The following is a 22,617-nucleotide window of genomic DNA, read 5'->3' on the forward strand; positions in this document are numbered from 1 at the left end:
CCCCGCTGGTGCGTTTGGCACGATCGAAGACAGAGCCTCGACTCTTCACCTCCCCCTTTATGGGGGAGGATGGGAGGGGGTCGTCTCTATCAGTCAGGCACGCTACCGCGCCGAAGCTGGCCGCTATCAGCTCGGCGGGGTGCCGTTCTGATGCAGCACGTGCCCCGCCAGATACAGCGAGCCGGCGAACACCACGCGGGCCGGGTGCCCGAGCTTGGCGGCGTCGGCCAGCGCATTGAGGATCGAGCTCGACTGCGCGGCCTCGAACCCGCCCTCGCGTGCCTGTTCCACAATGGTCGCGGCGGCGTGCGCGTTGGGCTCGCCCGGAATGGTCAGCGCGAACACCTTCTCGATCTTCCCGGCAAAGGGCGCGAGGAAGTCGGCGGGCTTTCTCGTATTCATCAGCCCCATGATCAGCACCAGCGGCAACGGTCGCCGGACCTGCATCTCCTCCAGCGCCAAGGCCAGCGCTGCGGCGCCGTGGGCATTGTGCCCACCATCGAGCCAGAGCTCGGAGCCTGGTGGCAGCAACTGCAGCAGCGTGCCATGCACCGGCTGCAGACGCGCCGGCCACACCACCTCGCGCAGGCCCCTCGCGATATCGGCTTCGCTCACCGGCAGGCCGAAATGCCGCGTCGCGGCGATGGCCAGCGCCGCGTTGTCGAACTGGTGCGGGCCGGCCAGCGCCGGCGGCGGCAGGTCGAGCAGGCCCTGCTCATCCTGGTAGACCAGCCGGCCATCCTCGGCGCGGCCGTCGAAATCCTCTCCGGCGATCAGCGGCGTGACGCCGAGCCGAGCCGCCTCGCGCACCAGCACGGCGCGACCTTCATCGCGCTGCCGGCCGAACACCGCCTTGGCGCCGCGCTTCAGGATGCCGGCCTTCTCCCAGGCGATCCGGTCGAGGCTGTTGCCGAGGAAGTTTTGATGGTCGTAGTCGACCGGCGTGATGACCGTGCCGAGCGGTTGCGCCACCACGTTGGAGGCGTCGAACCGCCCGCCCATGCCGGTTTCGAGCAGCAGGTAATCGGCCTTCACCTCGGAGAACAGTTTCAGCGCCGCCGCGGTGGTGATCTCGAAGAAGGTGATCGGCTCGCCGCCATTGGCCTGTTCGCAGAATTCTAGCGCCTGGTTGAGCTTGCGTGACGAAACGAGCTTGCCGGCCAGCCGGATGCGCTCGTTGAAGCGCACCAGGTGCGGCGAGGTCATCACGTGCACCTTCTTGCCCGAGGCTTCGAGGAAGGCGCGCAGGTAGGCGAGCGTCGAGCCCTTGCCGTTGGTGCCGGCGACATGGATCACCGGCGGCAAGTGATCCTGCGGGTTGCCGATCCGCTCGAGCAGGCGCACCTCGCGGTCGAGCTTAAGGTCGATAAGCTTCGGGTGCAGCTTGAGCAGCCGCTTGAGGATAGCGTCGGTGCGGGACACGGGAACCAGATTCTCGAACAGGAGCATGGCGCGCTTCTAGCACCCGGTTTTCGCGTGATGAAGAGGCAGCCTTATTCGGCGTGCGCCGCCTCGGGCATGCCGACGAGATCGTCACCGGCATTGGCGGCAACCGGCGTCGCGAGCCGCGCCGGGGCGGTTTCGCTGAGCTCTTCGCGCTGCGGCGACTTGGTGAGGATGCCGACCAGCGAGCCGATGGTCTCGCGCAGGTTGTGCCGATGCACCACCATGTCGATCATGCCGTGCTCGTAGAGATATTCCGAGCGCTGGAAGCCTTTCGGCAGCTTCTCTCGGATGGTCTGCTCGATGACGCGCGGCCCGGCAAAGCCGATCAGCGCGCCGGGCTCGGCGAGGTGCACATCCCCCAGCATGGCGTAGGAGGCGGTGACGCCGCCGGTGGTGGGGTTGGTGAACACCACGATGAACGGCAAGCCGGCTTCGCGCAGCCGCAGCACCGCTACGGTGGTACGCGGCATCTGCATCAGCGACAGCACGCCTTCCTGCATGCGGGCGCCGCCCGAGGAGACGAACAGGATGAACGGCGTGCGCCTGCTGGCGGCGGTCTCGAGCCCGGTGACGATGGCCGAACCCGCAGCCATGCCGAGCGAGCCGCCCATAAAATCGAAATCCTGCACGCCCACGGTGACCGGCTGGCCGAACAGCTCGCCGGTGCCGACGGTAACAGCGTCTTCGGTGCCGGTCTTCAACCGGCTTTCCTTGAGGCGGTCGGCATAGCGCTTGGAATCGCGGAACTTCAGCGGGTCATGCGGCACCGCCGGTAGCGGCACGGCATCGTACTTGCCCTCGTCGAGGAAGGTGGCAAGCCGGTCCGAGGCCTTGATCTTCATGTGGTAGCCGGAATTCGGCACCACCCACATATTGGCTTCGAGGTCGCGGTAGAACACCATCTCGCCCGACTCCGGATCCTTGACCCAGAGATTCTCCGATCCGGTATCCTTCGGCTTGAGGAAGGAGCGGATACGGGGACGGACGACGTTGTTGATCCAGTTCATTGCCTAAGCCTGTTCGCGGTCCATGTGCGCGCCATTCGGGCGCTGCCATCGGCCTATATGGTGATTGTGGCAGATATTATCAGCTTCAGGCGGCGTGGTTAAGGGCAGGTAGGGCCCCGCGCAAGGGGGATTTGCCGAGGAGGAGCCTTGCGTCTCGGCGGGACTGCCGCTGCCGGCTAGGCGGCGGGCGCGCCGTCCGAGTCTTCGTCGAAGCCGTTATTGACCAACGTGGTGATGGCGTCGAGCGCCTCGCGCGCCTGCTTGCCGGTGGCCTGGACCAGGATGGTCGAGCCGGGGCCCGCCCCCAGCATCATCAGCCCCATGATCGAGTTGCCGTTTACCGCCTGGCCGTCGCGCACCACCTTGATCTCGGCCTCGAAGCACTCGGCGGTCCGTACGAAGCGGGCCGAAGCCCGCGCATGCAGGCCCTTGCGATTGACGATGGTCAATTGCTGCGCGAGTGCCCGATCTGAACCAGCTGCGGTATCCATGGTGCTAAGATGCCGGAAAACCAATTGCCCGCCAAGCGTCTCGCTGGCGACGTTGATGGATTTCCGCCTCGCTGATGCTCCCTTCTGGTGACGGGCTACGCCCGAAATGGCACAAGCAGTCGGGTGGCGCGGGGGGCAGGAGCGTGAGAGCAGGTTTCAGAGGTCTTGTTGCCGGGCTCGCACTATGGACCTTGGCAAGCCTCTCCGCGGTCGCCGCGACCACACTGCCCAAGCTGTGCGAGACCGTGACCTTTGAAGGTGACGCGTTCATCGCCTGCACTGTCGATCCCAAGCGCCAGGACATCCGGCTGTTCCTGCACGAGCCGGATGGCCAACCCTACGGGTCGCTCGAGAGTTTCGCCACCAACGGCCCATCGGTGGTCTTTGCCATGAATGCCGGCATGTACCTGCCCGACCGCAGCCCGCAGGGGCTCTACGTCGAAGCCGGCAAGACGCTCGCACCCCTGGTTACCGCAGACGGTGAGGGCAACTTCTACCTGAAGCCCAACGGCGTGTTCCTCGTCACCGTCGACCATCACGTGTCGGTAGTACCAACCGAGGCGTTCAATCCCACGCCAGACATTGCCTACGCCACGCAATCGGGCCCGATGCTGATGATCGATGGCGCCATTCACCCGAACTTTTCAGACAACGGTCCCTCGCGCTACGTGCGCAACGGCGTCGGCGTTCGTGCCGACGGCAAGGTGGTGTTCGCCATTTCCGAGAAGGTCGTGAGCTTCGGTCGCTTCGCCCGCCTGTTCAGGGATGCGCTGGCGTGCCCGGATGCGCTCTATCTCGATGGGTTCGTGTCGGGTCTTGCCGACGACAACGGCATGGTGGTGGGCGGCGGACACGCCGCCGGTCCGATTGTCGCGGTGCTTGAGCGGTAGCCAGCTACCCGCCAAGCGTCTCGCTGGCGACGTTGATGTATTTCCGCCCGGCTTCGGCGGCTTCCTTCACCGCCTGCTTGATCTCGAGGTCGGCGCGCACGCGGGCGAGCTTCACCAGCATGGGCAGGTTTACCCCGGCGATCACCTCGACCTCGCGCTGCTGCATGATCGAGATGGCGAGGTTGGACGGCGTGCCGCCGAACATGTCGGTGAGGATCACCACGCCCTGGCCCTGGTCGGCGGCGTCGACGCATTTGAGGATGTCGTTGCGACGCTCCTCCATGTCGTCATCGGGACCGATGGCGACGGTCTCCACCATCTCCTGCGGGCCGACCACATGCTCGAGGGCGGATTTGAATTCTACGGCGAGCGCTCCGTGCGTCACCAGAACCATGCCGATCATGCAATATCCCCAAAGTCTCGCAGGTTCCGGCCGGGCAACAGGTTTCCCAGAGGAGCCGGGAGTCTTGCCCTTGGGCGGCCCTGATTCAAGTGGTTTTTTGTCGCGCCGCCGGAGCCGGGGCGTTGACGGCGGCGATCGCCTCGCGGATCAGCAGCAACTGGTGCCGCGCGTCGATCACCCCGGCCCGCGGAACCGGTGCGCGGGCGAGGGGCACGCCGCTGAGTTCAGTGACCAGCACATCCTCCTCGAGCATGCGCTCCAAGGTGTCGACCAAGTCGATGACGAGGTGCAGCCGTGCCTCGGTGGCGAACGGCCGACGGACGATGCCGCGGCCGCGCAGTTCGATCAGCCCCTCGATATTCGGCGCCGGCCGCATCCGGAGTTCACCGCCCTCGGCAACAATTACCACCCGGTCGTCCGAGACCAGCAGCGCCGGCAGCCCGCGCCCTTGCCACTGCTCGATGAGGTCGAGCGCCAGCAACGATTTGCCGGAGCCCGATGGGCCGCGCAGGATCAGGCCGGTGCCGTCGAGCACCAGCCCCGTGGCGTGGATGTTGAGCCCTTCACTCACCGGCGCTTCTCGGCCGCCGCCCGCTTCAGCTTGACGGTGAACAGCGCGCCGCTGCGGTCGGAGCGGTTTTCGGCGGTGATGCTGCCCCCATGCGCCTCGACGATCTGCTTACTGATGGCGAGGCCAAGGCCGGAATGGTCGCCGAAATGCTCGCCGTCCGGCCGGTCGGTGTAGAAGCGCTGGAAGATCCGGCTGATATCGCCGCGGATGCCCGGCCCCTCATCGGTCACCGTGATGGTGATGGTATCGTCGCTGGTGCGCACCACCACCAGCACCTTGCCGCCCTCGGGCGAGAACGACACGGCGTTGTCGATCAGGTTGTTGATCACCTGCGCCAGCCGGCTGTCATGGCCCAGAACGATCGGCACGTAGCGGCTGACGTGCTTTTCCAGCGCCACATCGACCTTGCGATTGGCCGCGACGTCCTTCTGGATCGACACCATGGCATCGGCCAGTTGGGCGATATCGACCCGCTCGGCGCTCTGCCGCGCCAGTTCGGCGTCGAGCCGGCTGGCGTTGGAGATGTCGGAGATCAGCCGGTCGAGCCGGCGCACATCGTGCTGGATGATGGCATTGAGCCGCTCGCGATCTTCGGCGCGACGCGCCCGCGGCAGCGTTTCGACCGCCGAACGCAGCGAAGTCAGCGGGTTCTTCAGCTCATGCGCCACGTCGGCCGCGAACCGCTCGATCGCCTCGATGCGATTGTAGAGCGCCGAGGTCATCGAGCGCAGCGCCTTCGAAAGGTGCCCCACCTCGTCGGTGCGGTCGGAGAAGTCGGGGATCTCGGTACGGCTGTTGACCGTCGAATGTACCTGCTCGGCAGCCCCTGCCAGCCGCCGCAGCGGCCCGGCGATGGTGCCGGCCAGCAGCAGTGACAGGATCACCGTCACCGTGGCCGCGACCAGCGCGATTCTCAGGATGCCCCAGCGCTCGGCGCTGGCGATCTGGTCGATATCGCCCGGCTGGGTGGAAAGCAGCAGCACACCGACATTGGCGCGCACCCGCTGGATCGGCACCGCCACCGACACCACCAACTGCCGCTTGGGGTCGATGCGGACGATCGCCGTCGGCGCGCCGCCCAATGCCGCCGCTACCTCCGGGTAGCGGGTGCCTTCGTCGGCGCCGAATTCCTGGTATTGCGGATAATCGTCGCCCGGCAGCCAGTCGACAAAGGCGTTCCACCAGTCGAGCAGGAAGAAGCTGCCATTGTCCTGCGGCTTGGTGATCTGCCGCAGCACCTCGCCGCGCGCATAGAGGTTGGCGCTGTCGAGGATGAGCAGGCCCTGCTGATCGTAGATGCGGGCCCGGGTGCGGGTCGGGGTCACGAGGTTGCGCAAGAGCGGCGCGACGCGCTCGGGATTGACAGGGAATTCGAGGCTCGGATCGAAGAAGCTCAGCGGCGAGACCACCTCGCTGCCCTGCAGCTCGATCAGCCGGTCCGGGTTCACGGTGATGACGTCGCTGTCCACCGTGGCGTCGCCGGCAATTGCCGCGGCGATGATTTCGCCTTGCACGCGCAGGCTCTGCACGCGCGCTTCGATCAGCCCGGTGCGCCACTGGTTGAGGAACAGGATGCCGATCACCAGCACGGCGAGGCCGGCAAGGTTCAAGACGATGATGCGGCGCGCCAGGCTCGAGAAGATCGTCAGCGCCAGGGCGCGCTGGATCTGCTTGATCGCTGCGAGCACGACCGTGCCGACAGCCCCGGCGATCCGGTTGAGCTTCGGCATAATGCCGACCTCCGCGGATGCGGGCTTGGAACCCGGCAGCTCCTCTTCGGTGACGGCCAATTGTCCTCTTACTGCTCCTTGAAGCGGTAGCCTACGCCGTAGAGGGTTTCGATCATCTCGAAATCGTCGTCAACGGCTTTGAACTTCTTGCGGAGCCGCTTGATGTGGCTGTCGATGGTGCGGTCGTCGACATAGACTTGGTCGTCATAGGCCGCGTCCATCAGCGCGTTGCGCGATTTCACCACGCCGGGGCGCAGCGCCAGGGCCTGGAGGATCAGGAACTCGGTGACGGTCAGCGTCACCCGCTGGCCCTTCCAGGTGCAGGTGTGGCGCTCTTCGTCCATCACCAGCGAACCGCGCTCGATCAGCGCCTTGCTCGGCGCCGCCTCGGCGCCAGGAGTTGCCCCGGCAGCAGCGGGGTCGCGCGGCGCGGCACGGCGCAGCACCGATTTGACGCGTTCGACCAGGAGGCGCTGGCTGAACGGCTTGGTGATGAAATCGTCGGCGCCCATCTTGAGCCCGAACAGCTCGTCGATTTCCTCGTCCTTCGACGTGAGGAAGATCACCGGCACATCGGATTTCTGGCGCAGCCGGCGCAAGAGTTCCATGCCGTCCATGCGGGGCATCTTGATATCGAGGATGGCGAGGTCCGGCCGGTCGGCGGTCAGACCTTCCAGGCCCGAAGCCCCATCGGTATAGGTGGCGACCTGATAGCCCTCGGCTTCGAGCGTCAGCGACACCGAAGTCAGAATATTGCGGTCGTCGTCCACCAGTGCGATCTTGGGCATTGAGCTCCCTTTCATCCGGATCTCGAGGGCACGATTCAACATCGCGCCTTCAATTGTGGCGAGCATTGACTGCCACAATTGCGCATAAATAAGGCGTGTAGCCAATGATTGCGAGCATGCCGCACTCAACCGAAGTCGCAGGACTTCCGTCTTAAGCCGGATTTCCGGATGGGCGAGGGGCCCTATGCGGCCGTAACTCATGGTCATTCCAGACCGGGGGTAACGGCCATGGCACAGCTTAGCGACGACCAAATTCATCTCGAACTCGCAAACCGGATCGGGGCCCTGGCCCGCGTCCGCTGGGACGAGTTGCCTCCCACATTGGTGGAAACCGCACTCGCCGAGGGCGAGGGGCGGCTGGCGGCCGGCGGCGCGCTGGCGGTCACCACCGGGGTGTTCACCGGCCGCTCAGTGAAGGACAAGTTCATCGTCCGCGACGCGGCCACCGAGCACCAGGTCTGGTGGGACAACAACCAGCCGATGGCGCCCGAGCAGTTCGAAACGCTGCTCGCCGACATGGTCGCGGCCACCGCCGAGCGGACGCTGCACGGCCAGCACCTCCAGGCCGGCGCCGCCGAGCGGCACCAGTTGCGGGTCAGCGTCTTCACCGAAACCGCCTGGCATGCGCTGTTCATCCGCAACCTGTTGATCCGGCCGGAAACCGTCGGCAGCACGACCGACGTCACCATCCTGCATCTCCCCAGCTTCGCCGCCGACCCGGCCCGCCACGGCAGCCGCACCGGCACGGTGATCGCGCTCGACATGGCGCGAAAGCTCGTCTTGATCGCCGGCACTGCCTATGCCGGCGAGATCAAGAAATCGGTGTTCTCGCTGTTCAACTTCCACGCCCCCTTCGCCGGCACCATGCCGATGCACTGCTCGGCCAATATCGGCCGCGAGGGCGACGTGGCGCTGTTCTTCGGCCTTTCGGGCACCGGCAAGACCACGCTGTCGAACGATCCCGAGCGCCTGCTGATCGGCGACGACGAGCATGGCTGGACCGCCGACGGCGTGTTCAACCTCGAGGGCGGTTGTTACGCCAAGACCGTGAAGCTCAGCCCCACGGCAGAGCCGCAGATCCACGCCGCCACGCAGCGCTTCGGCACCGTGCTCGAGAACCTCAAGCTCGACGATAACCTGGTGCCGCTCTACGACGATATCTCGCTCACCGAGAACACCCGCGCCGCCTACCCGCTGGAAACCCTGCCGGCGGTGGCGGAGGGTGGTGTCGGCGGCACGCCTCGCACCGTGGTGTTCCTCACCGCCGATGCGTTCGGCGTCCTGCCGCCGATCTCCAGGCTCACGCCCGAACAGGCGGTGTTCCACTTCCTCTCGGGCTACACCGCCAAGGTGGCGGGCACCGAGCGCGGCGTCACCGAGCCGGTCGCCACCTTCTCGGCCTGCTTCGGCGCGCCGTTCATGCCGCTCCACCCCACGGTCTATGGCCGGCTGCTCGAGCAGCGGCTGGAGGCTTCGGGCGCGCGCATCTACCTGCTCAACACCGGCTGGACCGGCGGCGGCTATGGCGTCGGCAAGCGCATCGACATCGCCACTACCCGCCGGCTGCTCGATGCGGCGCTCGCGGGTGAGCTGGAACGCGCCGAGATGCGCACCGAGCCGCTGTTCGGCATGCAGGTGCCCTTGCGTGTCGAAGGCGTCACTCCCCGGGCGCTCGACCCCCGCGCCAACTGGTCCGACGTCGCCGCCTACGATGCGGCGGCCGCAAAGCTGCAGGATCTGTTCGCGACGAACTACCGCAAGTTCGAGCCAGTGCAGGCCGCCGCAGAGTAGGGCGGCGGACATTGCTGGGTGTGACAGTCCCCGCGCGAGCGGGGATTGTTGTTTCTGGGGCTTGTGGCTCCCCACGGCCCCCTCTCTTGCGAAAACTAAGGACTTAGCTGCGCTAAGCCCAAGTTTTCGCTTTCTCCCCCACCAAGGGGGAGATGGAGCGTGGGGCGCTGGCGGTGCGAAAGCCACGCTGTCTGCGGACTGTCGGTAGGCATCATGTCACCGGCCTCTCCGTCATCTCCCCCCTTGCGGGGGAGAAAGCGATTTCTTGGGCTTAGCTTCTTGGCTAAGCCTTAGAAGTCGCAAGAGAGGGGAACCTGGAGGGCACGATGGCGCAGCCCCCCAAAATGAAAAAGGCCCCGTTCAGGGCCCATTCATCCGGTGACTGCTAGGTCTCAGTTCGTCGAGTAGAAGACGTGCGATCCGATGGCGGCGACGCGGTTGAAGGTGTGGGACCATTTCGGCGCCACGGCCGTCGTGTGGTAGAACAATACCGAGTTCGGCACGACGCCCGGGCGCTCGCCGCGCTGGAATTCGTAGAACGCGTCTTCGGCCATTTTGATTGACCGGTTCCAGGCATTACGCTCGCGACCCATGTCCGAGCGGCCGTCGCAGGCGAAGGTGAACTGGCACTTGTAGCGACCCTTGTCGGCGTTCTGGAACACCACGCCGCAAATGGTCGAGGGATACTTCTTGCTCATCGCCCGGTTGATGATGACGTTGGCGACGGCCAGCTGGCCCTCACGGCTTTCGCCGCGCGCTTCGTGGTAGATCGCCTGGGCGAGGCAGAGCTTTTCGCCTTCCGCCAGCTTCACCCGCTTGGTGGTCGGCACGAAATCGGCCTTAGCATAGCTGGAAAGCACGGCTGAGGTGAGGGCGGGCTTGTCGGAGATATCGACGCTCTCGATCGCGTCGAGCGCCTGGTTCTGCCGCTTGGCGATGTAGCCCATCAGCATGGCTTCGGTCAGTTCCGCCTTCGGGGCCGGAACATCGAAGCCTTCGAAATTGTCGAGTTGCTTGCGGCGATCCACATAGGCCTGCAGCAGCTCATTGGTCAGCTGCGGCGCTGCACTGGTGTGGAACTGCTCACGCTTCAGCGCCACCGTCTGGGTGATGGCGGCGGGAACCACGGTCTCGTTGACGAGTTCTTCAGCAGACGACGGAGCGAAAGTCACCAGCAGCACGAGTGCTGCTGCGGCGAACGCCAATGCATGCGTGAGAACACGCATCGCTGGTGCGATCGACCTTGCTCGCAATCCGCCTACCTTCCCCCGATGCCGCCCCCGAGGCAGCCCCAGTTGTCTAGTTACCCTTGACCGGAACGTAGCCGAGCTTGGGTAGCGATGGAACCCAGAATTTACAGTTACTTAACCATGAATGTTAGGTTCCTAATTTGAGGTTAATGGCTCTCGCACCCGGGCGAAAGCCCTGATTTTCTTGAGATTTGGAGATGGGTAAGGGGGTGTTTCGGCAATCGATAAAAGTTAATCGATCCGAATCGTTGCCCGAACGACACAGTTTCCACGCCCCCTGCGAGGACGTGAATTAACGTGGCGATTCCAGCTGGACTTGTGGCCGGGTCAGGCCTTGGCGAACGCCGCAGTCCTCAGATCATGGAGACTGTGCATCACCGCGACGCAGAGCGCGCTGATCTCGTCGGAGGGGGCGACGATGTCGGGCACCATGATGGTCTGCAGCCCCGCCGCATGCGCGGCGCGCACCCCGGTATGCGAGTCTTCCACCGCGATGCAGAGGCTCGGATCGATCCCGAGGCGCTTTGCCGCCATCAGGTAGGGCTCGGGATGCGGCTTGGGGTTGATCACGTCGTCGCGCGTCACCACCGTCTCGAACCTCGAGAGGATCCCCGCGCCACCCAGATGGCCCAGCGCGTGCGCCGAGCGCGAAGAGGTGGCGACCGCCGCCGGGATACGCCGCGCCGTCAGCTCGGCCAGGAGCTCATGCACGCCGGTCTTCACCGGCACGGCCTCGCTCATCTTCTCTTTCATCAGCACCCGGCACTTCTCGTCGAAGATCGTGTAGGGGAAGCTGACCCCATAGGCCTCGACCAGCAGCCGGTTGGTGGTCTCGTGGCTGGAGCCCACCATGGCGTGGTGCACCGCCTCGGTCATTTCGAAGCCGAGCTCGGTGCTCACATCCCACACGATCTGCTTGAACACCATCTCGGTATCGAGCAGCGTGCCATCCATATCGAAGACAATGGCGGAGAACGGGCGGAGCGGAGCGGTCGGAACGGTCGGGAACATATCGGGGATATAGGCAGATTTCGTCCTTGCCGCTACCCTTGGCTTCAACCACCGGCGATGACCTGCTATGAGCCCAGCGATGACCGTGTTCGATCCCTATGACGTGCTGGGCGTCGGCAAGGCCGCCCGTCACGCCGACATCAAGCAGGCCTACCGCCGCAAGGTGCAGGTCGCCCACCCCGACCGGGGCGGCGACCCCGAGCATTTCGTACTGGTGGTCCGCGCCTTTGGCCTGCTCTCCGATCCCGACTCGCGCCGGCTGTTCGACGAGACCGGCATTATCGACGACGAGGCCGTGACCAGCTATCGCCGCGAGGTGGCGGCGATCCTCGCCGACATGTTCGATGCCGCGGTCGAAACCGCCATCGCCACCCGGCTGAAGCTCGAGAACGTCGATTTCATCGCTCAGATGTCGGCCGCCGTGCAGACCGGCCTCGCCGATGCCCGGCTTTCCATGGCCCGCACCGACACCGAGATCGGCGCCCTGCAGACGCTGCGCGCCCGCATTCGCCGCACCGACGAAGACCGCAACATCTTCGCCGAACGCCTCGACGCCCAGGTCGCCGCCAAGGCCGAACAGCACCGCACCATCAAGCGGCGGGTCGCCATGCTGGAAACGGCCCTGGCCGAGCTCGGCAATTACGAGAGCGAGATCGAACTGATCGCAGCGCTGGAGGCCGAGGGGTAGGGCTTTTGCATCCCTTGGTGGCCCCAAATCCAACCACCCCCGCCGGCTGTCATCCCAGCGAAAGCTGGGACCCATCCATCCACCTGCGCTGCGGCGAGTTGGGTCCCAGCTTTCGCTGGGATGACACCGAGTATGGGGCAGGGCGCGGTGGGCTATCCAATAAGCCCCAACGTCACCGCATCCTCCGCCCCGTCATAATACCGCTCCAGCACCCGCCGGAACGGCCCCGCATTCTCCGCCGCATGCGCGAACAGCGTCATCGACGATCTGAGCTTCACATCGTCCGGCGAGCCGAAGATCTCGTGCGCCGTCTTTCCGCCAACCCCGTTGACGATCTCCGCACACTCGCGGAGCCGCGCTCCCAGCACCGGGTGCGCCAGATACGCCCGCGCCTCCGTGAGGTCGGCAATGCCGAAGCGCAAAGCCGTGGCGCTGCGGCCGAGGGCCCGAAGCTGCGGGAAGATGAACCACATCCAGTGCGTCTGTTTCCGCCCGGCCCGCAGTTCGGCCAGCACCTCGGCGTAAACCGGCTCCTGCGCTGCAACGAAATGCTCGAACATGCCTGAGCCTACCACGCGCAGACCCCGGCGGATTGGAACCCCCGGACCCCGCCTGAAGTTTTTTCGTGTGGCCTGTCGATTCCCGATTTCACCGCTCGTCGTGAAGTCAGAAGGCGCGAGGGACGCGCCGACGACAACAGGAGAAACGACCATGAAGACCGCCCTTCTTGCCGCCCTTGCCCTCGGCTTTGCCGGCGCCGCCCAGGCTGAAACCGCCAAAATCAACGGCCTCGACATGTACTATGAGGTGCATGGCGACGGCGAACCGCTGGTGCTGCTGCACGGCGCCTACATGTCGGTCGACAGCAACTGGGCCGGGCTGATCCCGACCCTGGCCAAGGACCACAAGGTGATCGCCGTCGAGCTGCAGAGCCACGGCCACACCAGTGATCGCGACACCCCGATCACTTATGAAGGCATGTCCGACGACGTGGCGGCGCTGCTCGACGAACTGAAGATCGATAAGGCCGCGCTGTTCGGCTTTTCGATGGGCGGCGGCGTCGCCATCCGCTTCGCCATCGATCACCCCGAAAAGGTCACCCGCATCGTCGCCGCGTCCGCTGGCTACAAATATGACGAGGAGACCATGGGCCCCGATTTCATGAAGATGATCGAGGGGATCACCCCCGAGATGTTCGCCAACACCCCGTTCGAAGGCGAATACAAGCGGCTGAACCCGCACCCGGAGAATTTTCCGGTGCTGGTCGAAAAGCTGAAACAGCTCGACCTCACCACCTTCGACTGGTCGGCCGATTTCAAGAAGATCAGCGTGCCCTCGCTCTATATCTACGGTGACGCCGATATCGTCGGGCTCGACTACATCGCCAAACACCACCAGGCCGCCGGCGGCCTCGTCAACGGCGACATGCTCGGTTTGCCCAAGACCCAGCTGCTGGTCCTCCCCGGCACCAGCCACATCAACGTGTTTTTCAACCCCGCCAATGTCGAGATCATGAAGGCAGTGGTCCCGGCCTTCCTGAAGCAGGAACTCCCGGCCAAGCCGAGCTTCCCGGGCTGATCGACATAGTGAGCGGGGCCGGCGGGAGACCGCCGGCCTTCTTTGGCTCGATCACGCAGTCGTCACCCTCCCCTTTGCGGGGAGGGATCAAGGGTGGGGGGTGAACCACGCTCAGCTGGTGCATGGGCCCCACCCCTTCCCATCCTTCCCCCGGAAGGGGGCAGACCCGGTGGCTCCCAAGACCCCCTCTCTTGCGAAAACTAAGGACTTAGCTGCGCTAAGCCCAAGTTTTCGCTTTCTCCCCGCCAAGGGGGAGAGTCCCGACTGATGCTCCGATGCAAGTGGAAGCCACGGATCATCTCTCCTTGGCGGGGGAGAAAGCGATTTCTTAGGTTTAGCCGTTTGGCTAAGCCTTAGAAATTGCAAGAGAGGGGGTCTTGGAGGGCTCGAAGCCTGGTGGCCCGCGTCACTGCTGACAGCCTTTGTCAGCATGCCCCAGGCAAACCTTGTCGTGATCAGACAAGGAGACCCCCGATGAGCACCATCGCCACCTGTTACTGCGGCGGCACCCGCATCGAGCTGCCCGAGGCGCCGACCGAGGCCACCCAATGCACCTGCACCTGGTGCACCAAATCCGGCGGCCTCTGGGCCTATTACGATGTCGGCGGCCCGCGCATCCTCTCTGACACCTATGGTGCGGTCTATTCCCCGGTGAGCCCGCTGCACGAACACCACTTCTGCACCCGCTGTGGCTGTACCACTTACGGCGTCAGCCCCGACTATTCGCTCGAGGACACCGCGGTGCCGGAGCGGAAGAAAATGGCGATCAACGTCAAGATTCTCGACGACTACGAGCTGATGCAGTCGCTGCCGGTGAACGTCATCGACGGCCGCAACCTCTGGTAGCCGAAAATGAAATGGGCGGCCGAAGCCGCCCGTCGAACTCTGTCGCTGACCGGTGCGGATCAACAAGTGTCGACCGCGAGGTTAGAAGCCCCAGTTCAGGCCGACCGTAACCTGGTGCGCGGTGAGGCCAATCTCGGGGCCGAGCTCATAGCTGGCATCGCCGTAGTCGCTGTAGCGGTAAAGCAGGTCGACCGAGAGGTTCTCGGTGGCGGCGAACTCGACGCCGGCGCCGACCGTCCAGCCGACATGAGTTGCATCGGCTTCCGACGGCCCCATTCCGCTCGTCGCGGCAAAGGTATTGTGGGCGAAGGCCACGCCCGCCGTCAGGTAGGGTAGGAAGGCGCCGCCATCGAAGCCGACCCGACCGCGAAGAGAACCGGCCCAGTCGATAGTCGAGGTGAGGGTAAACGGCGCGACTGTTGTGACCGTATCGGTGATGTCGGCCCAGGCGATGTCGCCGACGACGCCCAGCACGATGCCGTTGTCCAGCGTGAAGTTGGCGCCGGCGTTGACGCCGAGCAGCCAACCGGCCGGGTCGGGAAACGCGAAGGGAGCCGGGCCGGGATCAAGCTCGCCCCAGCCATAGCCACCGAACACGCCGATAAAGGCGCCGTCCCAGTTCCCGCTGGCCTGCACCACGCCGGTCTCGACCGGGGTGTCGATGATGAGATCGGCCGCCGAGGCCGAGGAAATGGCCAGCGCCGAGGCGCCTGCAGCCAGCAGAAGCACAGTCTTGTTCATTGGAGCCCACCGCAAAGAATAATCAGTATGCAATCCCAATGGCATAGCCGCGCCCCAAACGGAAGCGCAGCGAGCGCGAAATTCCAGTTTCGCCGGGTCTTGATAACGTAAGCTCACGACACGCAGAACGATCAGCGCTCGATGTTGCAGTCGTCACCCTCCCCCTCGCGGGGAGGGATCAAGGGTGGGGGGTGAAGCGCGCTCGATTGGTGCGTGGGCCCCTTCCCATCAGGGGATGTACTTGGCATCGGGACCGTAGCTGCGAAGCGAAACCGCGTTCCATCCAGCGTGCGTCGCCCCCCACCCAAGCTCCGCCAGGTCGCGCCGCTCCCGGCTGCGCTACCCTCCCCGCGAGGGGGAGGGTGACAGAGGCCCGCCTCAGTGCCGCGTCTTGCCGTCCTCTTCTTCCTCGAACAGCTCGGCATTGGCCGCATCGGCCGACAGCCTCACCTTGTCGCCCTCGACGGCGGCGACGAGGATGCCCGGCACATAATGGTGGTGCCCCTCATGGCTGCCACCCGGCGCCTCGGCCTTGGTAAGCTTGATCCGCCCACCCTCAACCCGATCCACAATCCCCACATGCACCCCATCGGCGCCAATGACTTCCATATGCTCGCGGATACCGGAAAGGTTCGACATGACACTGCTCCTTGTTTGTTGGAGCAGGGGGAACGCGTGGGGGCGGGGATGGATGCCGAAGGCCTCCTGTTCCTAAGGGCCTAGTACTATCCGAGGAAAGCACACGAGGCACCGAAAACCAAGGACATCAACCAGATGTCTATGCGTCTTCACAAGCTCGTAGCGTGCCATGAATGGCAGATCGGCGATCCCCCTATTCTCCTCAACGAGGATCGCGAAGACAACGGTGTACTGATTTGGAACAAGCTCAGATCGGTCTATTGGAATTACGTCCAAGAACGGCGCCGCCGGTCGGCCCGCAGGATTGGCGGTGATGTAGTCTCGCATCCCTGCGCGGCATCGAGAGTCGCCCAGAAGGGCATCCGCATAGAAGCGCGCCTGAACAAATAAGTGGCTGATGGATGCCGAATGTGATCGCAAGCGCTTCGCGTGAACAAACGCCTTGTTCGTGTGAAGGAGATCGCAGACCTCATAACGCTTCTCACCGGCGATCTCGATCTTTGCAGTATCAAAGAGGAAGAGTTCGACGGAGGCGTTCCGCGCTGCCTCGTTGTAAACGGACTCACGGTTTTCACCCGTCGCGATGCCAGCAACGTCAACGGCGCCATCGGGCGACCAAATGCTCACATCGGTCGGAAGATAGGCGGGCATCGCAGTTGGGACGTGCGCGGCAGCGTCATCGATTTGCTGCTTTAGGTTGGCCGACACTCGCCGCCACTGTCCCATGCTTAGAACGTAGATCGTCCCGTCAACAGTCACCTCCGCCACCAAGCATTTGTATACGCTCCAAGTCCTGACCCTCGCTGCAGTGTTGACGTCAAAGGCGAAGACAGAGGCTCGCTTCAAGGAGTTCACGCTTGAGTCAGACCGAAAATTTCGGTCACGTGACCTGAGCCAATCCAGGAGAGATAGATCGTCGTACTCCGTGGTGCGGTCGGAATTGTACGAGAATATGAGTTCGTCGAAGTCGACGAACTCTGGGGGAGCCATGAATATGTCGTCCAACAGCTCATTCCGTATCCGGTCAAAAATGAGGTCGTCAAGTGCACCGATGAGGGTCTTGTTCGTTTCAAAAACGAAGTTGTCGTAGTCAGGAAAGAGGTGCCTGTAGTCGATCCTCTCAGAAGCGTCGCTTAGAGAGTTGATCCAGGGAAGCAAGGCCTCCCATGATATTGGATCGTCGCCTTCTATCCTGAGACTTATGGATTCTCGTCCCGTGAAGGATTTGACGAATGCGAATTCGGTCTTGGCTTTGCCGGATAGCGTTCGGAGCAATTCTTTTTCTCCATCAATGTTGAATGAAGAAAGTGGCCCACCAGTACTTATTTGCCGCTCCGCTTGCGTGGATATGATCTCATGGATGCTGGTTTGAATGCGCCTAAGGGCCCCGTCTTGCGAAATATTCATCGCGACCTTAATGCCAAACTCACGATCAATACGATCTCCGACGATCAACCCTTCACCGCCCTGTCCGAAGGTCAGCGCATAGTGGGTAGTCTTTCCAGAGCTGATCAATTGTAGGGCGATGCAGCCACTGGGATGCTTGTTCTGTGCCTCATACTCAAATGGATCGCCGGTCACTCGCTCGTTGATGAAGGCCATCCACGGTATGTCGTCTTCAGTTGTAAGCTTCCCAAAAGAGGTGCGTACGACGGCCTTCGCCGTTGCGGACTCGATGCCCTCGACGGTAGGCAGAGCTAAGCTGCGCGCCTGTGGTAGGTCATTGCCCTTGGAGTCGACTGTCTTGATGAAATCATCAAGCGACGTAACCGAAGCATCGAGTCGAAATATTGTAATCTGCTGAAAAGGCATGCGATCCCCCAAATGCACGCGCCGTGTTAGTAGCACGAGTGAGTGTGTTCTAGAATACTGATTGATGTTTGGGTAGAGGCGATAAGTTTGTTGGAGCTAGAAGCATCGTCACAACAATCCACCGTCGACTACCTCCTCGAACAGCTCGACTCAGCGGGCTCCGTCTCCGCCCGCAAGATGTTCGGCGAGTACGGGCTCTACTGCGACGGCAAGATCGTTGCGCTGGTCTGTGACGACCAGTTCTTTTTGAAGCCGACGCCGGAGGGGCGGGCGTTTCTCGGCGACGCGGTGGATGAGCAGCCGGCTTACAGCGGCGCCAGGCCGAGTTTTCGGATTGCCGGGGAGCGCTGGGATGATGCGGAGTGGATGGCGGAGTTGGTGCGGGTGACCACGGCGGCGCTGCCGATGCCGAAGCCTAAGGCGAAGAAGGGCTGACTGGGGGCATCGGGCGCTGGCGGTGCAGCGATTGCCTTCTCCCCTTGTGGGAGAAGGTGGCCGAAGGCCGGATGAGGGGTTCTCTCCGCGTGCTGGACGTCCGTCGCTTCGCTCCAGCCGCGCTACACTTCGTTGCGCGGCCCCTCATCCGCCCTTCGGGCACATTCTCCCACAAGGGGAGAAGGCAAGAGGTGCGTGTTGCGCCATGTGCGATTAACCCTAGGGCACTGGGTGCGCCATCGTTGAGCCTGAGCGCGCTTCGCCCCCCACCCTAGCTGCGCCAGGTCGCGTTGCTCCCGGGCTGCGCTACCCTCCCCGCGAGGGGGAGGGTGTCCCGACTGATGGCAAAGCGCTAATGCGCCCCGTCCCAATCCTTGGCCGCGTGCGCGTCCACCTTGATCGGCACGGTCAGCCGCACTGCCGGTTCCGACGCGTTCTCCATCGTCTTGACGATGACAGGGATCACGCCGTCTTCCTTGCCTTCGTCCACCTCGAAGATCAGTTCGTCGTGCACCTGCAGCAGCATCTGTGCATCTGAGCCGGCGGCCTTCAGCGCCGGTTCCATGCGGATCATGGCGCGGCGGATGATGTCCGCGGCGGAGCCCTGGATCGGGGCGTTGATGCTCGCGCGTTCGACGAAACTGCGTTCGGCGGGGTGCGAGCTGTTGGCGTTGGGGAAGTTCACCTTGCGCCCGAAAATGGTCTCGACATAGCCGTCGGCCTTCACCTTGCGGCGCTGTTCGGCCATGTAATCCTGGATGCCGGGGAAGCGGGCGAAGTAGGTCTTGATGTACTCGCCGGCTTCCGAGCGCTCGATTCCTAGTTGATTGGCCAAACCAAAGGCCGAGATGCCGTAGATGATGCCGAAATTGATCGCCTTGGCGCGGCGCCGTACTTCCGACGGCATGCCCTCGACCGGCACGCCGAACATTTCCGACGCCGTCATGGCGTGAATGTCGAGCCCTTCCTCAAACGCATCCTTCAGCGCCTGGATATCGGCGATATGGGCGAGGACGCGGAGTTCGATCTGCGAATAGTCGGCGCTGATCAGCGTCTTGCCAGCGGGCGCGACAAAGGCGGTGCGGATCTTCCGGCCATCTTCGGTGCGCACCGGAATGTTCTGCAGGTTCGGGTCGTTCGAGCTCAGCCGCCCGGTCAGCACCGAGTGCTGCGAATAGGTGGTGTGGACGCGGCCCGTCCTGGGGTTGATGTAGCTCGGCAGCGCATCGGTATAGGTGCCCATCAGCTTCGTCAGCTGGCGCCAGTCGACGATGGTGCGGGCGAGCGGGATGCCCTGCGTCGCGAGCTCCTCGAGCACGTCGGCGCCGGTCGACCAGGCGCCGGTCTTGGTCTTGGTCCCACCGGGCAGGCCCATGCGGTCGAACAGGATTTCGCCCAGCTGCTTGGGCGAACCGAGGTTGAAGTTGGAGCCGGCCAGCTCGTAGGCCTCGGCTTCGAGCGCCGCGGCGCGCTGCGCGAAATCGCCCGAGAGTCGGCTGAGGATCTGCCGGTCGACGGTGATGCCGCGGCCCTCCATGCGCGCCAGCACCGGGGCCAGCGGCCGCTCGATGGTCTCGTAGAGCGTGGTCATGTTTTCGGCCACCAGCCGCGGCTTCAGCACCTTCCAAAGCCGGAAGGTCAGGTCGGCATCTTCGGCGGCATACTTTGCTGCGTCGGCGATCGAAACCTGCGCAAAGGTCTTCTGTGTCTTGCCTGAGCCGATCAGGTCCTTGATCGACATGCCCGCGAGGCCGAGCCAGTGATCGCTCAGCTCGCCCATGGTGTTGAACTGCGGGCCATCGAGCGAATAGCTGAGCAGCAAATTGTCGTCGAACGAGCGCACCTCGATGCCGTAGCGGGCAAGGATGCCGAGGTCGTATTTGACGTTGTGGAAGATTTTCAGGATCGAGCGATCGGCGAACAGCGGCTTCAGCTGGTCGAGCGCGGCGCGGAGGTCCATCTGCCCCTCGGCCATGCCGCCGCCTAAGAGGTCGCCGTGCCCCTCGGTATGGCCGAGCGGCAGGTAGGCGCCATTGCCCGGCTCGGTCGAGAACGAGATGCCGACGAGGTCGGCGGTCTGGTTGTCGAGCCCGGTCGTCTCGGTGTCGGTGGCGACGATGCCCTCGGCATAAGCCGCGTCGATCCAGCGCTGCAGGTGCGCCGCATCTCGGATGATCTCGTATTTCGAATGATCGAGCGGGATCGCCTTAATCTTTTCGTGCTCGAGCTTGGCATGCAGCACCGGGGCGGAGTCCGCCCGCCCCTCGGCCGATTGCCGCGCCGCGCGCGCTTCGGCCCGGGCATTGTTGTCAAAGCCCACCGGCTCGGCGGGTTTGGCCGCCAGCTCAGGGTCGGCCGGCCAGGCCTCGGGGTCGGCATCGAGCAGGGTGCCGAGCCGCTTCGAGATGGCGAAGAATTCCATCGCCTTGAGGAACGGGAACAGCTTTGCCGGCTCGACCGGCTGGCGCACCAGGTCCTCGAGCGGCAGCTCCACCGGCGTCTCGCGGTTGAGCGTCACCAGCCGCTTCGAGATGCGGGCGAGCTCGGCATTGGCTTCCAGCGCTTCGCGGCGCTTCGGCTGCTTGATCTCGGCGGTGCGGCTCAACAGCGTCTCGATATCGCCAAAGGTGTTGATCAGCTCGGCCGCGGTCTTCACCCCGATGCCGGGAACGCCCGGCACGTTGTCGACCGCATCGCCGCACAACGCCTGCACTTCGATCACCTTGTCGGGCCCGACGCCGAACTTGGCGAACACTTCGTCCGAACCGATCCAGCGCAGCGGCGGCTGGCCGGGGCGTGGAATGGTGTCGAGCAGCCGCACCGAGCCATCCGGCTCCACCAGCTGCATCAGGTCCTTGTCGGACGAAACGATCGTCACCTTGCCGCCGGCATCCTTGGCGAGCGCCGTGTAGGTCGCGATGATATCGTCGGCCTCATAGCCTTCCATCTCGATCGAGGGCAGGCCGTAGGCGCGGGTGGCGGCGCGGGTCAGCGGGAACTGCGGCACCAGTTCCTCCGGCGCCGGCGGCCGGTGCTGCTTGTATTCGGCGTAAATCTCATCGCGAAAAGTCTTGCTCGAATAGTCGAAGATCACCGCCATATGCGTCGGCGCGTCATCGCCCGAGAGATCCTCGCCGAGCTTCCAGATCATGTTGCAGAACCCGATCACGCTGCCGACCGGCAGCTTGTCGCTCTTGCGGGTAAGCTGCGGCAGGGCATGGAAGGCCCTGAAGATGAAGCCTGAGCCGTCGACGAGAACGAGATGCATGAAACGATTCCGGATGGTCGGGGCCGGACCTTAACCGAGAAGCCGCCGGGGATGAACCCTGACGAAGGCTGACATGGCGGCGCCCCGGCGCCGCGGCCCCGATTGTAATTGCCCCGACGCGCACCATGTCTAGCTTGGGTCGGGCATGAGGGAGCTAACGCAATGCGGGCAGCGGTGTATCGGTCGTTCGGCGGGCCGGAGGTGGTGCGGGTGGAGGACCTGCCCAAGCCGGTGCCGAGGGCAGGTGAGGTGCTGATCCGCGTCCACGCCTCGACCGTCAGCGCCGGCGACTATCGGCTGCGCACCCGCGACCTGCCCAAGGGGCTCGGCTTCTTCGGGCCGCTGACCATCGGCATCTTCGCACCGCGCAAGAAAATCCTCGGCATGGATTTCGCCGGCGTGATCGAGGCGGTGGGCGATGGCGTGACCCGCTTCAAACCGGGCGACGCGGTGGTGGGCCTCACCGGCATGAAGTTCGGCGGACATGCCGAATACGTCACGCTCAATGAGACCGAGGCGATGGTGCTCAAGCCCGAGGGCTGGAGCTTCGAGGACGCCGTAGCGTTGGTGTTCGGCGGCCACACCGTTGGCGAGTGCATCCGGCGATGCCCGATCAAGCCCGGTGACGAGGTGCTGGTGAACGGCGCTTCCGGCGCCGTCGGCACCTCGGCCGTGCAGGTGGCGAAACACTTCGGCGCCGTGGTCACGGCGGTGACCAGCGCCGGCAATGCCGAGCTGGTGCGCTCGCTCGGCGCCGACCACGTCATCGACTACAAGGCTGAGGATTTTGCCCGGAACGGCAAGCAGTACGACGTGATCTTCGAGTGCGTCGGCAATGCACCGTTCGAGCGGGTGGAGCACTCGCTGAAGCCGGGCGGGGCGCTGCTGCTGGTGATCCTCGACCTGAAGGGCATGCTCGGCGCCGGCCGGAACAGCCGGCGCAGCGGCAAGCGGGTGATCCCGATCAGCTTCAAGCCCCGGCCCGAGGATGTGGCCTTCGAAATCGAGCTCGCCAAGGCGGGCGCGCTGCGGCCGGTCATCGACCGGATTTATCAGCTCGATCAGGTGGTTGAGGCGCATCGCCACGTCGATACCGGACGCAAGCGCGGCAGCGTCGTGCTGCAATTGGCAGGCTAGATGCTTCGCCCGGCCGATCGTGGCAATCCGGAGTCCGTCAAGGCATTGCCCGATTTGCGTCGCTTTCGGGACAGACTTTCCCCAAGCTTGTTAAT

21 protein-coding genes are annotated in these 22,617 nt (G+C 64.2%); 7 read left to right on the top strand and 14 right to left on the bottom strand.

Annotation, left to right across the window (positions count from 1 at the left end):
• Positions 1-126 precede the first annotated feature (126 nt).
• The 3 genes from AC1ROK_RS05120 to AC1ROK_RS05130 all read right to left on the bottom strand — a co-directional run bounded on the left by AC1ROK_RS05120 (position 127) and on the right by AC1ROK_RS05130 (position 2,944).
• Positions 127-1,449 carry a bifunctional folylpolyglutamate synthase/dihydrofolate synthase gene (locus tag AC1ROK_RS05120; protein ID WP_492844468.1) on the bottom strand — a complete coding sequence of 441 codons (1,323 nt, stop codon included), beginning with the start codon at positions 1,447-1,449 and terminating at the stop codon, positions 127-129.
• Positions 1,450-1,493: 44 nt separating this feature from the next.
• Positions 1,494-2,453, bottom strand: coding sequence for an acetyl-CoA carboxylase, carboxyltransferase subunit beta (gene accD / locus AC1ROK_RS05125; RefSeq protein WP_492844470.1), 960 nt, complete (start codon positions 2,451-2,453; stop codon positions 1,494-1,496).
• Between the two features lie 176 nt (positions 2,454-2,629).
• On the bottom strand, positions 2,630-2,944 hold the full coding sequence (locus tag AC1ROK_RS05130; protein ID WP_055876232.1) for an HPr family phosphocarrier protein: 315 nt from the start codon (positions 2,942-2,944) through the stop codon (positions 2,630-2,632).
• Between the two features lie 191 nt (positions 2,945-3,135).
• On the opposite strand from AC1ROK_RS05130, the gene AC1ROK_RS05135 reads away from it, so the two are divergent.
• The gene (locus tag AC1ROK_RS05135; RefSeq protein ID WP_492844472.1) at positions 3,136-3,834 is read left to right on the top strand and encodes a phosphodiester glycosidase family protein; all 699 of its coding nucleotides are present in this window, start codon (positions 3,136-3,138) and stop codon (positions 3,832-3,834) included.
• A 4-nt stretch (positions 3,835-3,838) separates the two neighbouring features.
• Here AC1ROK_RS05135 and AC1ROK_RS05140 read toward each other — a convergent pair whose 3' ends face one another.
• The 4 genes from AC1ROK_RS05140 to AC1ROK_RS05155 form a co-directional block, all read right to left on the bottom strand.
• Positions 3,839-4,237, bottom strand: a complete 399-nt coding sequence (locus AC1ROK_RS05140; protein ID WP_055876237.1) for a PTS sugar transporter subunit IIA — start codon at positions 4,235-4,237, stop codon at positions 3,839-3,841.
• 85 nt (positions 4,238-4,322) lie between these two features.
• Positions 4,323-4,808 (bottom strand): HPr kinase/phosphorylase, encoded by a 486-nt coding sequence (locus tag AC1ROK_RS05145; RefSeq protein WP_492844474.1) that lies wholly within the window; start codon positions 4,806-4,808, stop codon positions 4,323-4,325.
• Entirely contained in the window at positions 4,805-6,538 is a 1,734-nt protein-coding gene (locus tag AC1ROK_RS05150; protein WP_492844476.1) for a stimulus-sensing domain-containing protein, read from the bottom strand. The genes AC1ROK_RS05145 and AC1ROK_RS05150 overlap by 4 nt, the downstream gene beginning before the upstream one ends.
• A 68-nt stretch (positions 6,539-6,606) precedes the next feature.
• The gene (locus AC1ROK_RS05155) at positions 6,607-7,326 is read right to left on the bottom strand and encodes a response regulator transcription factor (protein ID WP_055047573.1); all 720 of its coding nucleotides are present in this window, start codon (positions 7,324-7,326) and stop codon (positions 6,607-6,609) included.
• Positions 7,327-7,554: 228 nt separating this feature from the next.
• Here AC1ROK_RS05155 and pckA point away from each other — a divergent pair, with 228 nt between their 5' ends.
• The gene (gene pckA / locus AC1ROK_RS05160; protein ID WP_492844479.1) at positions 7,555-9,117 is read left to right on the top strand and encodes a phosphoenolpyruvate carboxykinase (ATP); all 1,563 of its coding nucleotides are present in this window, start codon (positions 7,555-7,557) and stop codon (positions 9,115-9,117) included.
• Between the two features lie 392 nt (positions 9,118-9,509).
• On the opposite strand, the gene AC1ROK_RS05165 is transcribed toward pckA, so the two are convergent.
• Positions 9,510-10,343: a cell wall hydrolase gene (locus AC1ROK_RS05165; RefSeq protein WP_492844481.1), complete on the bottom strand. Its 834-nt coding sequence runs from the start codon at positions 10,341-10,343 to the stop codon at positions 9,510-9,512.
• 351 nt (positions 10,344-10,694) lie between these two features.
• Positions 10,695-11,378, bottom strand: coding sequence for an HAD family hydrolase (locus AC1ROK_RS05170; RefSeq protein WP_492844483.1), 684 nt, complete (start codon positions 11,376-11,378; stop codon positions 10,695-10,697).
• Positions 11,379-11,457: 79 nt separating this feature from the next.
• Between AC1ROK_RS05170 and AC1ROK_RS05175 the strand changes: the two genes are divergently transcribed.
• Positions 11,458-12,066 carry a DnaJ domain-containing protein gene (locus AC1ROK_RS05175; protein WP_492844485.1) on the top strand — a complete coding sequence of 203 codons (609 nt, stop codon included), beginning with the start codon at positions 11,458-11,460 and terminating at the stop codon, positions 12,064-12,066.
• Positions 12,067-12,218: 152 nt separating this feature from the next.
• Here AC1ROK_RS05175 and AC1ROK_RS05180 read toward each other — a convergent pair whose 3' ends face one another.
• Positions 12,219-12,626: a DUF1810 domain-containing protein gene (locus tag AC1ROK_RS05180; protein WP_492844487.1), complete on the bottom strand. Its 408-nt coding sequence runs from the start codon at positions 12,624-12,626 to the stop codon at positions 12,219-12,221.
• A gap of 151 nt (positions 12,627-12,777) precedes the next feature.
• Between AC1ROK_RS05180 and AC1ROK_RS05185 the strand changes: the two genes are divergently transcribed.
• Both AC1ROK_RS05185 and AC1ROK_RS05190 read left to right on the top strand, forming a co-directional pair.
• Positions 12,778-13,644, top strand: coding sequence for an alpha/beta fold hydrolase (locus tag AC1ROK_RS05185; RefSeq protein ID WP_492844489.1), 867 nt, complete (start codon positions 12,778-12,780; stop codon positions 13,642-13,644).
• A gap of 474 nt (positions 13,645-14,118) precedes the next feature.
• Complete coding sequence (locus tag AC1ROK_RS05190) at positions 14,119-14,490, top strand: GFA family protein (RefSeq protein ID WP_069910443.1); 372 nt, start codon at positions 14,119-14,121, stop codon at positions 14,488-14,490.
• 81 nt (positions 14,491-14,571) lie between these two features.
• Here the strand turns inward: AC1ROK_RS05190 and AC1ROK_RS05195 are convergent, their stop codons facing one another.
• The 3 genes from AC1ROK_RS05195 to AC1ROK_RS05205 all read right to left on the bottom strand — a co-directional run bounded on the left by AC1ROK_RS05195 (position 14,572) and on the right by AC1ROK_RS05205 (position 17,682).
• Positions 14,572-15,231: an outer membrane protein gene (locus AC1ROK_RS05195; RefSeq protein WP_492844491.1), complete on the bottom strand. Its 660-nt coding sequence runs from the start codon at positions 15,229-15,231 to the stop codon at positions 14,572-14,574.
• Positions 15,232-15,609: 378 nt separating this feature from the next.
• Positions 15,610-15,870 carry a DUF2171 domain-containing protein gene (locus tag AC1ROK_RS05200; RefSeq protein WP_055876270.1) on the bottom strand — a complete coding sequence of 87 codons (261 nt, stop codon included), beginning with the start codon at positions 15,868-15,870 and terminating at the stop codon, positions 15,610-15,612.
• Positions 15,871-15,942: 72 nt separating this feature from the next.
• On the bottom strand, positions 15,943-17,682 hold the full coding sequence (locus AC1ROK_RS05205; RefSeq protein WP_492844494.1) for a DUF6119 family protein: 1,740 nt from the start codon (positions 17,680-17,682) through the stop codon (positions 15,943-15,945).
• A 90-nt stretch (positions 17,683-17,772) separates the two neighbouring features.
• Here AC1ROK_RS05205 and AC1ROK_RS05210 point away from each other — a divergent pair, with 90 nt between their 5' ends.
• Positions 17,773-18,117, top strand: a complete 345-nt coding sequence (locus AC1ROK_RS05210; protein ID WP_492844496.1) for a TfoX/Sxy family protein — start codon at positions 17,773-17,775, stop codon at positions 18,115-18,117.
• Positions 18,118-18,469: 352 nt separating this feature from the next.
• On the opposite strand, the gene polA is transcribed toward AC1ROK_RS05210, so the two are convergent.
• Complete coding sequence (gene polA / locus AC1ROK_RS05215; RefSeq protein ID WP_492844498.1) at positions 18,470-21,385, bottom strand: DNA polymerase I; 2,916 nt, start codon at positions 21,383-21,385, stop codon at positions 18,470-18,472.
• Positions 21,386-21,547: 162 nt separating this feature from the next.
• Between polA and AC1ROK_RS05220 the strand changes: the two genes are divergently transcribed.
• Positions 21,548-22,522 (top strand): NAD(P)-dependent alcohol dehydrogenase, encoded by a 975-nt coding sequence (locus AC1ROK_RS05220; RefSeq protein WP_492844500.1) that lies wholly within the window; start codon positions 21,548-21,550, stop codon positions 22,520-22,522.
• The last annotated feature ends 95 nt before the right edge of the window (positions 22,523-22,617 follow it).

It is taken from the genome of Devosia sp. GW821-FHT12F11 (assembly GCF_058806655.1).